Source organism: Flavobacterium fragile, from assembly GCF_023634865.1.
Classification (GTDB): Bacteria; Bacteroidota; Bacteroidia; order Flavobacteriales; family Flavobacteriaceae; genus Flavobacterium; species Flavobacterium fragile.
This window is the reverse complement of sequence record NZ_JAMLJN010000001.1, coordinates 151,363-166,394: the sequence shown is the minus strand read 5'-3', so window position 1 is coordinate 166,394 and position 15,032 is coordinate 151,363. Positions and strand designations below refer to the sequence as shown.

The following is a 15,032-nucleotide window of genomic DNA, read 5'->3' as shown; positions in this document are numbered from 1 at the left end:
TGTGTTTTTCGCTGTGAAATTGGGCGCAAAGATACAAATAAGATTATTGATTTCCTTTTAACAAACTACAGAAATTAGTTAAATCTACTAATAATCAAAATACCAATTGAATAAATCGCTTCTTAGTCCAATAGAAAACCATGTAGTATTAGATTGAACTGTTGAAGCTGTTACCGCTGTTGGATCAAAATTTCGGAACATTACATTTCCAAAAACCTTTAAATTATGTGCTGGATTCACCAAATACCCTACTTGTAAATCGGCAATCATAACGGTTGTTTTATTTCCTTGTGCAATTGAAACTCCTGTGTCGTATGGGCGATTTTCATCGTAATCTAAATAGATATTTCCTCCGTAATTAAAGTTATCCGTTCCATTATTGAAATCAAATCCGCGTTGGCCGTAAATAAATTTAGCATCCGCAAAGTATCTTCCTTTGTAATAACGAGCAATAGCAATAAATTCTCTAAAATTAGCTCCCCACATGTGTCCCATACTTTGATTGTTGTGACCATAATTGGTAATAGGATTACTATGCGAATACACATAAGGACGTACTTGGTTGTACTCCACTTGAAGTAATAAATTTTTCACTTTGAAAGCGTCGTAATATTTTACTCCAATTTGGTAAGCAAATTTATTTCTCCAACTTTGATTACTTTCTCTTACATCGCCAATAGCAAATTCGTCAATTAAAAATTGTCCGTAAAAATTAACGCTATTATTCCATTTGTATTTAGAAGCCAAACCTAGTAAAGCATTACCAGTTTTAGAAGATGAACCAAATTCAACCGCTCTGTAAAAAATCAATGGGTTTACGAAATTGAAGTCGAAACCTCTTTCGTTAGTATTCGTCCAAACCACATTTTCAAAGAAACCTAAATTCCATTTTTTGGTTACATTCCAACTCAAATAATGACTTGCCATGTATTTTGTTCCATATGTTCCGTCTATGGTTGCAGCATCACGAACATCTTTCAACCACATGTAGGTATTGGTATATTTGATTTTCCAAAACGTCGTATTGATTTTAAAAAATGGGTACGGACTTGCACCATCACTTTGCAACAAAGAACGATAACCATCTCCTAAGAAATTTCTACCATACCCTAATTGAAGGTCGATAAATTGATTTGGTTTGTATTTAATATTTGCTTCTGCTAATGGAAAATCGTAAGCATCTTCTTTGAAACGTTTCGCAATACCAATACCTGGAATAATGGCAGGATTTCCTCCAGATGGTCGAATACTTTCTGCATAGGCGTTGTAATAATCCGCAAAACGCCCTTGACTTTCAAAAATGGAAGTTGAAAACGTAAGATGTTTTCCTAAACCTCCATTAAATACAACCCCTCTTGTGTTGACAAAAGTATTGGAAGCTTCACTTTCTGTGTCTTTCCCAACTCTAAAATCAAAAATTGGATTTAAGGTAAACCAATATTCTTCACCTTGAATCGCCACTAAATTTTCATTCCACAATTTTCTTCCCCACCATGATTCTTTTTGCTTTAAAAAAGCTTTGTTCACAGTTTCAAAATCATAATATTTAGCTACTTCATCATACGAATACGGTTTTGATGCCGTGTGATTATTTGCGCCTACTTGATTCATCAAAGCTTCAAAAACACCATAGTTTTGATGAGAAAAAGGCAGAACTCCCGAACTCTTGAATTGTGGATTTTCAAAAGGCTTATAAACAATATCATCGTATTCCGATAGTTCTTTTTTGTTATCGATCAGTGTTGTATTGGTTTTAGCATATTTAGTTGCCTCATTTTCTTCATGTGAAATTGGAGCCACTAAAGGTATGTTAATCTTAATTGAGAATTTGGTATATGTTGGTCTTCCTGAGAAAGTAGCCGGAGTTACTTTTGGTAAAGATTCAAAAACACGATTTGATTCTTTTTTAAGCGATTCGTGTGTGGCATCTGTATATAAAACTTTGAAAGCACCTATTGTATCCACTTCAAAAACAGCAATTATAGTACCCTCATAATTTTTAGCCAAAAGTTCTTGCGGTACTTTAAAATTATTGTAAAAATAATTCTGTAGAGTATTATAAAAACAAGATTCTTGTTGGTTCCCCATTGCGTTAACACAATCTGGAAATTTTGGAAATTGTTCGCTTGAATTTTGTCCAATAATAACACCACTTAACACTAAAAAAAATAAACTGAAAAACTTTTTCATATGGTTATTTTTAGTAATCGCTATTTGAAATTTCACCATTTGCAATGGCTTTTGCGGCAGAAGTACCAATTCGTTTTACACCCAATTGAATCATTTCAACAGCTTCTTCATAGGTTCGAACACCACCAGCAGCTTTGACTGGTAACGGACAAGAATTTTCAAGCATTAATTTGATTGTTGGAACGGTCGCTCCGTTTGGTACGCCTTCTGGAGTTTTATAAAAACCAGTTGAAGATTTCACAAAAACTCTTTCATAATCATTTTCATCAAAATTCGCTATCACCACATTTTTAATTAGCGCAGATAATTGTACAATTTGATGATTATCTAAAGCCGCAACTTCAATTATCCATTTTACGATTTTGTGATGTGCCAAGCCTAATTTAGTTCCTTCAAAAACTTGTTTTTTTACAATATCAATCTCACCTCTTTTAAAAGCCTCATAATCAACTACAAAATCCAAATCATCAACACCGTTTTCTATAGCTTCTTTAGCTTCAGCCAATTTCTCTTCTAAAGTTCCGTTGCCTAATGGAAAATCGATAACGGTTCCAATAGTTAATTTTGAATTTGCTTCATCAATCATTTTTTTTGCCAAAGTAACTTTATCAGGACGAATCATGATCAACTTAAAGTCATTATCAATAGCTTCTTGAATACAATTCTTTACTATTTCTGTGTTTTCTTGCTCTGAAAGATTCGCTTGTTCAGCGGTTTTAAGATAAGTTGAATCTAAATATTGTTTGATGTTCATTTTCGCTTCGAATTATAATGTGTAAAAATAAAAAAATCCCACCGAAATGGGACTTTTAAAAGAATAATATTTTATTGTTAATGATTTAAAAATTCAAAAGTTTTAATTTAAGAAATTTAAATTAACTATTTTATAGATGATTTACATTTAGCTTTTTCTAATTAAGCGAAACAAAACTAAACCTGTTACCGCTCCAATAGAATTTGCTATTACATCATATAAATCTGCTTGTCTAGTACTGGTAAATATACTTTGTAAAACTTCCATAATTATACCATAAAATACAGCAGAAAAAAGAATCGCCAAATCAATCTTGAGTTTGGATATAGAATTATTAAGAGCAAAACTCCAAAGAAGTACAAATAAAAAATAAAACAAGAAATGTATAATCTTATCGTTAATTGTTATTTGAACATCAGAAATTTTATCAGAACTAATTAAACTTGAAACCGCAATAAACAACGTCCAAATTAAAGCTAAGATAAAATTACGCTCCAATAAGTGCTTTATAATCTTCACTTGATAATAATGTGTCAATTTCAGAAGCATCAGAAATTTTCACTTTTACCATCCAGCCATCTCCATAAGGATCAGAGTTTACATTTTCAGGAGTTGATTCTAAATTATCATTAAATTCAATAATTTCACCTGATAACGGTAAAAACAAATCTGAAACAGTTTTAACAGCTTCAACAGTTCCGAAAACTTCGTCTTTACTTAAAGTTTGATCTAATGTTTCAACTTCAACATAAACGATGTCTCCCAATTCTTTTTGAGCAAAATCTGTAATTCCTACTGTGGCTACATCTCCATCTATTGAAACCCATTCGTGGTCTTTAGTGTATTTTAAATTAGCTGGTATATTCATGATATATTAAAATTTTGTGTTGTACAAATGTAATTGTATTAATTGAATTTTAAAAAAGGTTTTTGTTATTTTTTAGCAAATTTCGAAAATGTAAAACCACCATTTGATTGGTTATTCATGTTAGTTACCAAAAGTATAGCGCAATGTAAATCCACTTCTAATATTTGTAATTGGGAATGAAGTTGAAATAACTGCTTTTGAAAACTGATGATCGTAGAAGAAAATTGCTGTAAGATTTTTACTAAAAGAATAATCAGCCATTAATCTTAGCGACCACAAATCTTGCCCTCCACCTAATTGGTTGTTGTCATAATCTAAATAACGAACAATAGTATTGTTTTTACGAAGTGAGAAATCTGCTTTTATATTAATATCACTCTTAATTACTCCACTTACATTATCTGCCAATGCGGAATTTAGAGTTACATCTTTAATTCTGTAACCAAGACCAAAAATGTATTCATAAGAACTAACTTCAGTTAACAAATTATTATCGAAACTCATATTTAAAGTTCTTTCTTTTTTAATTTCAGCTAAAAGTTTAAAAGAATTCTTTAATGTCATATCCACTTTAATCAATGGATTAAAATGTTCTGTAAGATTCACATTAGATATAATTTTCGATGCAAAGAAATTCCCATTCGCATCAACTGGCGAAGCATTTAAATTAGATCTAAAAGCATTAATATTGTAGCTAGCCTTATAACCGTGCTGAATGGAGAATGTTTTGAAGTTATCTTTAAACCATTTATATCGCATTAATCCGGTATATTTAACATTCCAGTTTGGCAAAGGTGTGCTTCTAAACACTCCTGTTGAAACTTTCTCAGCTCCTTGACCTGAATATGCTGCAATAAAAGCTGGCAATAAAACTTGTTGACTGTTTTTACCAAAGCCTACAGGATATCCTTCAGCATCTCTTGGGAAAGTAGTTCCATTATAATAAGTTTCTGCCAACCTATTGGCTACGATTAATCTATTATCTCTAAATTGTTGGAAAGATTCAGAGAAATTAACATCACTTTGAGAAAATGCTGTTTTTATTAATATTGTTGAAATATTAAAATTACCAAAATCATAAGGTGAACGAGAATTATATTGTCCTCCCGTTACATCATATTGTTCAGAAAAATTATAAGCATAGGTTCTATCTGCAGATAAATCTATCGTTAAATCTGGAAACAAATCAACCTTAGCGGTAAAGTTTATCTTTTTATTTTGTACCTGAGTAAAGTTCTGGTTAAATTCAGGAAATGTAGTCAACCATCCATTTTTAGCAGCTTCATATCTTACATCCGATTGACTTCCAAAAACGAAACCTAATGTGGGCTTAGAAGATCCAAAGAATCCTAAACCTGGAAGATATCCTGGTAAAACAGTACCGTTATTTTCGTTATAATTTATCTGAATATTTTTAACACTTGTTATGACCCCTATTAAACCCGTCATAAAAACACTTCTTTCATTTGAAATATTGTTTCTAGGAGCTGTTACTTGTTGTCCAGGTTTTGGAATTGCATTTTTGTCTTTTGATGCATTCGCTTTATTATTCTTAATCCTCTTAGTTTTTGTTAAACCAATATACTTATAAAAAGTATCCATGTTTAACGAAGTATTCAACTTGTGCGAATTAGCGTTTTGAATAGTATTTCCCAATGCGTAAATATTTCCATCTTGACCTGTAATAGTTGAAAATGCATCAGAAGCACGTTGCCAGTTGTAATCTCCAGTGTAAGTATATGTCGATTTTACAAAACTGAACAATGGTATTTTATTAATTGGCAAATCATAATTAACCACCAATTGTTGGTTGTGTTGATTTGATTCTCCAATGTTCCAATAATCATCCCAAATATCTAAACCATCAATAGGTAAATTATTCTCGTCTAAATAATTTCGAACAATATTATTGGATGATGCTGTATAATTTAAACGTAAAGACTTTGTTAAATTATAATTGAATCCATAAGTGTAATTAAAGAAATAATTTCTTCGGTATAAATCACCTAACCCAATTCCTTGAACATCGACTAATCTAAATCGTTGCTTATTAAACTGACGAATAATATTAGAACTAAAAGAAATATTTGATGGCAAATAATTAAAATTGAAATCACTCAACATTTTATAGTACCCACTTTTCTTAAACAACTTTGTGTTTTTAAATGGTTCAACAGCTTTAGGTTGAAAAGCGTATGCATAATCTACTGATGTTCTGTTTTGTTTATCTATTAAGTTTTCAATTTCATAATCATGATGTTCTGTTTCGTTTAATGAATACGACAACGTTAAATTTTCAACATCATAAATTTTCGATTTCTTTTCTGGATTTTTTTCTTTCTTAACCCCAATTAAATTAAAACTTGTTCGTTTTGTATAATCGATAGCCCTTTGTTCTATGTTAGCTCTTTGAGTAGCATCAGAGGTTATGTCTAACAGCTGGTTTAATTCGATATCCTGATAAAATGGATCAAATTTTGGTGTTATTGTTTCTTCTCCAACCGCATAATTGAAAGGCAAATTTACTCTCCAATTTTTAGGTAATAATTTTCCAACATTTACATTAGTTACGATATCATATTGAAAAACATCTTCTCTACTTCTCTCATTAGGTCCTTGCTCTAAAGACCCGAAACCAATGGTACTCATTCGAGTAGTTGCAGATACTGTAGCAAAATCAGCCAAGTTTGTGTCTAGATTAGCAATTGCAGCATATCCTCCTTGATTATCCATATCAGACATGCGAAGTTCGTTAAACCAAACCTCTCCTCGTTGAATGTCTCCCGTTTTATTTTTAATACCAATCATTAACGTTCTAACCAAACCAATGTTTGGATTTCCTTTAATTCCCAACGTTAATCTGTTGTCTGAAGATCCAATCAATTCTTCCTCAACATAACCAATTCCGTTTGGTTCTATGGTAATAACAGGATCGTTTTGAAGTTTTAATATTTTTAACTTGGTTAATAAATCCAATGGTAACTGAATTTCATTTTCGGCTGGCCAAACTGCTTCAGGAGTGGAAGATCCGTAAGCTGAAACTTTTAATGGAATTTCAACTTGATAGAAGTTATCTGTAAAATCATTTCCAAAACGAATAAACGCAGTTAATTCATCATCTTGTAAATCATTTTCTCTAACTGCTTCAGCATGTAAGAACATACGTAATTTTTTAAACTGACGCATGTCTACACTTACATTTTTAAATACTGCTCTAGAATCGTTTGGTTCTAAACCATTAGTGGTTCCTCCTAACTTATCATAAACACGTAAAGACAATGATTGTTCATTTTGATTAATTACAGTATTATTATTGTATAACTGTTCTCTAACCACACCAGGTGGAGTTACATAACGAATTGGATTACGTTGTCCGTTTTCTTGAACATTTAAAGATACTACATCAAAACCCGTATTCTCATCATCTGGATCAGTATCTAATTCATCAAAATTTCCAGTGAAACGACGCCATTCACCTCTTACTAAATCTAAAGCTCCAAAACGTAAAGTAACCTGATCTTTAAATCCAGTCATGTACATTCTCATAAAACGAATAGAACGAAAATCGTTGATTGGCCCTACTTTATTAGCATTCGTAAATTCTAAAATTGGAATTTTGTATAAAATCCATCTAGCATTTCCTATTTCACCATTAGGCAATTCTATATTTTGTGTTTGTCTTACATCTGCAATATAATTTTGTCCAACCGGAACATCTGCAATATTATCTCCATAATACTGAAAAGGAACTTCAAATTTAAAATAAGCATTAATCGTGTTCATTGTATTATCTCGATTAACGTCTTCAACATCTGGGTATGTTGTATTACCTCTGTTATTATTTGTAACATTCACGGGTGAGTTTCCTTCAAAACCATTGTAATCTTTGTAACGATTTACTACATCACCATCGGCATCTAAATAAAATCTATAATTATCAGCTGCAGGGTCTGGGAAAGAAGCAAAATTTGAAAACTTAGCTGCTTCTTCAGTATCTGTTAAACCATCGAAACCGGCATCTTGAACAGCTCTGTTACCTTCATTAGTATCAAATGCATAAATTAAGGACTGAGATGCAGGAACCTTACCCCAAGCTGAATTAATTGTGGGTTGACTGGAACCTACTTCCGGCAAACCATTCTCGTATAATTTCTTTCCGTCTCTTAAAATATCTTCAGAAATTTCCCCCAAGTTAAAAACTAATTTCCCAGTATTATTTGGATCTACACGATCTCCAGCATTACCAAAATAAGGATCCATAACCCAAAACTGAATGTATTCAACATTAGACTGTTCAAAATTAGTTGAATTAATAGCTCTCATAATTCCACCCCAAGTATCTGGCGCTTCAGTATCTGAAAACTGATTGTTTACAGTTAAACTTGGATTAAAATTGTAAGGTCCTCTATCTTTTGGAAAATAACTTAAATCTAACGTGCTAATTACCGTTGATTGTCCTTGAGCGATATCGGTAACAGGATATAATTCTCTACTAAAAACTCGTCTTGTTTTGTTAAATGATAAGTCATCATCGCTAACACCCGTTGGAGTTTGTACATAGAAAACAGGATCAATGGTATACCAAGATAACTTACTTCTTTTGTTACCTATACTTAAATCATCAACTGGCGGTTCTGCAGTTGTTGGATTACCATCAAAATTTCCCTCAAGTGGCACACTTGCTAAAGTCCAAGCTTGAGGGGAACGCATATCTATTGTAGTTTGTGATCCTTCAAAATCGTCAATATAAGTAGTTGCTTCTCCATTGAATTGATCTGTTTTAGAAGCTCCGGGTTTCAAATATGCAATTTCTCCTCTAAAAGACAAATTAGAAGGAACATCGGTATCAATATTTGGTAACTTATTTACTAATCGGGTAAGGAAAGGAACTTCAGTTGAGAAGTTAGTATTAAGACCAAAAATAGTATTATTAACAGACTCTTGTCCGTAATTTGATTTTGTAGTGAATGGCCTTTCAGACATATTCAAAACTGTAGCACCGATAAGGAATTTATCATTAAACTTGTGTTCTACATTTAACCCCCAAAATCTTCTAGTTTGTTGACCAAAAACAGAATTATTTTCTACTGATACTTCAATAGGTGTATTTGAAGCTTGAAGTGATGGGTCTACAATATTTACTTTACCCATTTGATAATTTACGGTATAATCAACACCTTCAACAAGGATTCTTCCACCTGCTCTTACAACTACGGAACCTTGAGGCACATTAAAAGCGCCAATAGAAATTCCATCACCACCCGTAGACTTGAAGCGCCCTTTTAATTGAAATTTATTTTTGGCACTTTCTTGCAAAGCTGCAGCTTGAGTATTTCTATACAAATTTCTGAACACGTACTTCGCTTGGTTACTATTATATGTTAAAGGCTGATTGTAATCTTCTCCTAAAGTAGATACATCTAATTTATCAAACAAATGTTTACCAAAAGGTTCCACTTTCGGAAAGATAATTTTTCCTCGTTGAGTATCAACGGTCAAACCTGGGTAAAAATCAAAGAAACCATCTCCACCTTCTTGAGGGTCGTTAGTATAATTTAGCTTATCTAGATTGAAAACTTTCAATAAAGGAGTTTGCTCAACATCTGAAGGTAGTGCATCAACTCCCGCTTGTGTAATGTAGTTTAATGGAGAAGGATCTGTGTAAAGAATATTTAATTTAAAATCCTCTTGCTGTAATTGAAAGGCTCCTGGAATTTGGTAAATATTTTTCATCATCAAATTCCAAGTAGGCATCGTATAATCTACTCCTGCTAATTGGTATTCATTAACTGTTAAATTACTTTTTAATAATTTTAAAATTAATGCTTGCGAATTTGGAATTCCCGTCGACACATTTGTAGCGTCAACACCATCTGTACCAAATTCTCCCACCTGATACACATCACTTCCAATAGTATATTGATAAGCAACAGCTAAAACTTCATCGTTTGCTAACTTCTGATTTAACGAAATATATCCCAATTGTGGATGGTAGGTATATTCTGATGGAGATAATTTTCTTGCATTTTCAAGTTTTGCAAAATCAATTCCCTCTGCTGCTCCACCTACAATATTAAATCCGTTAGACGCCAATGAAACATCACGAATAGAAGCGTTCAAATAGTTACTCCCTATAGCATTAGGATCATATTTATTATTGGCATTATTCGAAGGAGAATTGGCTGGAACATTAAAAAAATTAAGATTTGATCCTAAATTAATATGTACCGTTTCCTGAGGTAAAACTCCATTTATTAGTGATTCTCCTAAATCCTGAAGTGCAACAATATTGCGCAAGTTGTTATCTGTTGTACTTACTCTATTTTGTTTATTTGTGATCCAAACTTCAATTCTATTAATTTGAACACGAGAATTTATATAAGGAAAAGTCTCTAATGCTCTATCATAATTATTCCTAAAGTATTGTGATAAAAAATAATGTCGATCTGCATCATAATCTAAAGCAAAAATTTCAAAGTCTTGAAGTGTTCCACCTCCTTGAGCTGTTACAGACTTTGTTTGAGATTTTTGTTCTGAGAAAACGCCTGTAAATGTTGTTTTACCAAACTTCAACTGAGTTTTTACCCCAAATAAACTCTGAGCACCACGAACTAAAGAATTGGAAAGCGGAAAACTTACATTACCCACCTCTATTTTTTGAAGGATATCGTCTTCTGTAGGAGTATATTCTAATTTTATTAAATTTTGAAAGGCAAAAGTAGATTGCGTATCATAATTTACGTTTACATTTAATCGTGTTCCCACTTTACCTTGTAGACCTACGCTTATTTTTTGATCAAAATCAAAACTTGTCGTTTTTCTGTTTCTTGGAGAAAATGAAGGATTATCTTGTTTTGTAAAACGAACACCTAGATCAATTTCCACAGAACCTGTGGGCTTTACGTCTATTGTATTACTTCCAAAAATAGATTCAAAAAACTTTGAATTCACATAATATTTAGGCAACAAGTCTTTTTTAGCAGCTTCAGAACCAGCTTTTTTCCCGTCTAAAGCAGCAGACTTATCCTGATAATATTTTCGCATCTGTTCGCGCAACACCAATTCTTGATATTGTTTGGGTGTAAGAATTAAAGGATAATTAATATTAAACCCATCTACTGAACTAGTGTAAATATATCGATCTGTAGCGGCATCATATACATACCGATCTAAGACACTTACTGGATTTGGCATTTTGAGTTTACCTAAATCAACACCCGTTTTAACAGTATCTTTTTCTTCTCCATCTACTTGAGCTTGTAGCGAAAAAGAACAAAGCATAAATAACAATGCAAGACAATAATGTAATTTACTAATTACTTTAGTTTTTGTGTTCTCCAAGTTTTATAAATTTTTTAAAGCTTGTTTTATTAAGTTCTCTACTGAGGCATTTGGGGTTTCTCTTATGATTTTATCAATCACTTTTTCGGCTGATTTTCTGGCAAATCCTAAAACTTCTAAAGCAGATAACGCTTCATCTTTATTTGTATTGCTTTCTACAACAGAAACTTCATCAAGACTGTACACTTTTAACACTTTTTCTTTCAAATCTAGGATAATTCGTTGGGCTGTTTTAGCTCCAATTCCTTTCATTGATTGAATCGTTACTACATCATTTGAGGCAATAGCCTGTATAATTTGGGCTGGCGCCAAAGATGACAACATCGTTCTAGCCGTACTTGCTCCAACTCCTGAAACTGAAAGTAATAACTTAAAAAGCTCTCTTTCTTGTTTTTCAACAAATCCAAACAAACTGTGCGAATCTTCTTTAACTTGAAGAAACGTGTATAATTTCAAACTCTCAGAATCTGGAATTAATGAAAAAGTATGCAATGAAATATGAATATGATAGCCCACACCATTGCAATCAATTACAACTTCGGTGGGTGTTTTTTCAATTAATCTTCCTTGAATGTGTGCTATCATATAAATTATTATCTGTTTTGTTTTCTACTTTTTTCTTGTGCATCAACAACAGCAACTGCAGCCATGTTTACCATTTCTTCAACACTTGCACCTAATTGAAAAACGTGAACTGGCTTATCTAATCCTAAAATAATTGGACCTATAGATTCCGCTTTATTCAACTCTTTCAACAACTTGTAAGTGATATTTGCAGCATCTAAATTAGGAAAAATAAGTGTATTCACTTTTTTATTTACCAATTTAGAGAAAGGAAACTTGCTTTTTAGCATATCTGGATTTAAAGCAAAATCAGTTTGAATTTCTCCATCTACAATTAAATCAGGGAAATTTTCATGTAAATAAGCCACCGCTTGACTCACTTTGCTAGGTCCTTCATTATGAGACGAACCAAAATTTGAATAAGAAACCATAGCAATTACAGGCTCCATTCCAAACATTCTAACTGTTTTAGCTGTCATTAAAGCAATTCTTGCTAATTCTTCTGCAGTAGGATTTGGATTTATAGCAGTATCTGATAAGAAAATCGGACCTCTTGCAGTCATCATCATATTAGTTGTAGCAATTTTGGAAACTCCTGGAGCTTTATCAATCAATTGCATTACAGGCTTAATAGTTGTTGGATAACTTCTTGAATATCCTGTTACCATAGCGTCAGCTTCGCCTGTATTTACCATCATCAAACCAAAGTAATTACGTTCACGCATCCATTTTTCAGCTTCTAGTAAAGTAATTCCTTTGCGTTTTCTGGTTTCCCAAAAATGTTTTGCATACTCTAATCTTTTAGCTTCAGATTCCTTAGTTTTTGGATCAAAAATTGGCACTTCAGCGTCAAACCCAATTTCAGCTTTAAGTTCTTTAATAATTTCGTGATTTCCTAATAAAATTGGAAAACCAATGCCTTCTTCATTAACAATTTGCGCTGCTTTTAACACATCGATTTGATCTGCTTCAGCGAAAATGATACGTTTTGGATTCGTTCTTGCTCTATTAGTTAACAAACGAATCATTTTGTTATCAGACCCCATTCGTTCTAATAATTCATCTTTGTACTTTTCCCAATCGGTAATTGGCGCTGTTGCCACACCTGATTCCATAGCCGCTTTGGCTACAGCTGGCGGAACTGCTGCAATTAATCTTGGATCAAAAGGTTTTGGGATGATATAATCGCGACCAAACGTTAATTTCGTTTCGCCATAAGCAATATTAACTTGCTCTGGAACCGATTCTTTTGCTAATTCCGCTAAAGCGATAACAGCCGCTTTTTTCATCTCCTCATTAATCTTAGTTGCTCTAACATCTAGCGCCCCTCTAAAAATAAATGGGAAACCTAACACATTATTCACTTGGTTAGGATGATCAGAACGGCCTGTTGCCATAATGATATCTTTACGCGTATCAATTGCCAAATTATAATTGATTTCTGGTGTAGGATTCGCCATCGCAAAAACGATAGGATTATCTGCCATTGATAACAACATTTCTGGTGTAACAATATCCCCAGATGACAATCCGATGAATACATCAGCGCCTTTCATAGCGTGCGCTAAATCGTCATAATGTTTGTCAGTTGCGTAACGACGTTGCATATCGGTAACTCTTGGATCGTCTTTTCGTAGAGCACCTTTACTGTTAAACATCACCACATTTTCAGGTTTCACACCGAAAGCAACATACAAATTAGCACAAGCAATCGCTGCCGAACCTGCTCCAGAAATGACCATTTTCACATCTTCCATTTTCTTACCAGCCAATTCTACAGCATTCAATAAAGCAGCTGAAGAAATAATAGCGGTTCCATGTTGATCATCGTGCATTACTGGAATATTTAATTCCTCTACCAAACGTCTTTCTATTTCAAAAGATTCTGGTGCTTTGATGTCTTCTAGATTAATTCCTCCGAAAGTTGGCGCGATATTTTTTACCGTTGCAATGAATTCTTCAATGTCTTTTGTTCCAACTTCGATATCAAAAACATCAATATCAGCGAAGATTTTGAACAACAAACCCTTTCCTTCCATTACAGGTTTTGAAGCTTCTGGACCAATATCTCCTAAACCTAAAACTGCGGTTCCGTTTGATATTACAGCTACTAAATTTCCTTTTGCGGTATATTTATAAACGTTATTAACGTCTTTTTCAATTTCTAAACAAGGTTCTGCTACTCCTGGAGAATAAGCCAAAGCTAAATCTCTTTGTGTTGCATATTTTTTTGTGGGTACTACCTGAATTTTTCCAGGTGTAGGTTTTGCGTGATATAATAAGGCTTCTCTACGTTTACTATCTTTATGCATGATTTTTTATTTTACTAACTTACAAATATAAGGGTATACGTATAAAATGAGAAATTATTTTGGCATTCTTTTGAAAAAAGTTTTGAGAAATAAAACAACAAAAAAATGTTATTTCTTTAAATAACCCTTCACTTTCTTCAAGCCTGTCATTAATAAAACCGCTACTATTCCGAATGCGATTCCGACGCCAAATTCAGCTATTGTTGATGGAATACTGTGCGGAATTAAATGATGAATATATTCGATATTGTGAAGAAAAATTCCTCCAGAAACTAAGATAAGTGCTATAGTTCCTAATACTGCAAGTCCTTTAATTACTAATGGTAAAGCTTTGATTAAAATTCCTCCAAAAGAAGACATAAATCCTTTGTTATCTGATTTTCTCATCAAATAAAAACCTGCATCGTCCATTCTTACAATTAAAGCTACGATTCCGTAAACTCCTACAGTAGCAATAATAGCTACGAAAGTTACACTTAGAATTTGGGTAATCAAGGGATGTTGTTTTTCCATTGCCGTTCCTAAAGCGATGATTATAATTTCAAGCGAAAGAATAAAATCGGTTTTAATGGCCGAACTTACTTTTGCTTTTTCCGAATGTACATCACTTTCTTCTAATTGACTTTCAGCAATAACTTCTTCTCCTTTTTTAGCACGATGCAAAAAGTATTCGATGATTTTCTCCACACCTTCGTAGGCTAAGTAAACTCCTCCAATTATTAAAGCTGCTTTAATGGCTGGCGGATACAACCAATTTAAAACAAAAACAACCGGAAGAATAATCAATTTATTGATAAACGAACCTTTTGTGATTGCCCAAAGAACTGGAATTTCTCTTGAAGCTAAAAACCCTGTCGCTTTTTCGGCATTTACTGCTAAGTCATCTCCTAAAATTCCTGCTGTTTTTTTGGTTGCTAATTTACTTGTCATTGCTACATCGTCCATCAATGCAGCGATATCGTCTAAGATTGCGAAAAATCCTGATGCCATAATTGTATTTTTT

The 15,032-nt window shown here is 32.9% G+C and carries 8 protein-coding genes; all 8 read right to left on the bottom strand.

From position 1 onward, the window contains the following. Positions 1–87 precede the first annotated feature (87 nt). Complete coding sequence (locus tag NAT47_RS00770) at positions 88–2,190, bottom strand: capsule assembly Wzi family protein (protein WP_250579468.1); 2,103 nt, start codon at positions 2,188–2,190, stop codon at positions 88–90. A gap of 10 nt (positions 2,191–2,200) precedes the next feature. Then, a complete protein-coding gene (gene deoC / locus NAT47_RS00765) occupies positions 2,201–2,944 on the bottom strand; it encodes a deoxyribose-phosphate aldolase (protein WP_250579467.1) in 744 nt (247 codons plus the stop codon). Between the two features lie 147 nt (positions 2,945–3,091). After that, positions 3,092–3,442 (bottom strand): VanZ family protein, encoded by a 351-nt coding sequence (locus NAT47_RS00760; RefSeq protein ID WP_250579466.1) that lies wholly within the window; start codon positions 3,440–3,442, stop codon positions 3,092–3,094. Next, a complete protein-coding gene (gcvH, locus tag NAT47_RS00755) occupies positions 3,432–3,812 on the bottom strand; it encodes a glycine cleavage system protein GcvH (RefSeq protein ID WP_250579465.1) in 381 nt (126 codons plus the stop codon). The genes NAT47_RS00760 and gcvH overlap by 11 nt, the downstream gene beginning before the upstream one ends. A 120-nt stretch (positions 3,813–3,932) precedes the next feature. Then, positions 3,933–11,093: a T9SS outer membrane translocon Sov/SprA gene (sov, locus tag NAT47_RS00750; protein WP_250579952.1), complete on the bottom strand. Its 7,161-nt coding sequence runs from the start codon at positions 11,091–11,093 to the stop codon at positions 3,933–3,935. A gap of 63 nt (positions 11,094–11,156) precedes the next feature. Beyond that, positions 11,157–11,738: a Holliday junction branch migration protein RuvA gene (gene ruvA, locus NAT47_RS00745; RefSeq protein WP_250579463.1), complete on the bottom strand. Its 582-nt coding sequence runs from the start codon at positions 11,736–11,738 to the stop codon at positions 11,157–11,159. An 8-nt stretch (positions 11,739–11,746) separates the two neighbouring features. Further along, the gene (locus NAT47_RS00740) at positions 11,747–14,029 is read right to left on the bottom strand and encodes an NADP-dependent malic enzyme (protein WP_250579461.1); all 2,283 of its coding nucleotides are present in this window, start codon (positions 14,027–14,029) and stop codon (positions 11,747–11,749) included. Between the two features lie 108 nt (positions 14,030–14,137). Beyond that, entirely contained in the window at positions 14,138–15,019 is an 882-nt protein-coding gene (locus tag NAT47_RS00735; protein WP_250579459.1) for a DUF808 domain-containing protein, read from the bottom strand. Between the last annotated feature and the right edge of the window lie 13 nt (positions 15,020–15,032).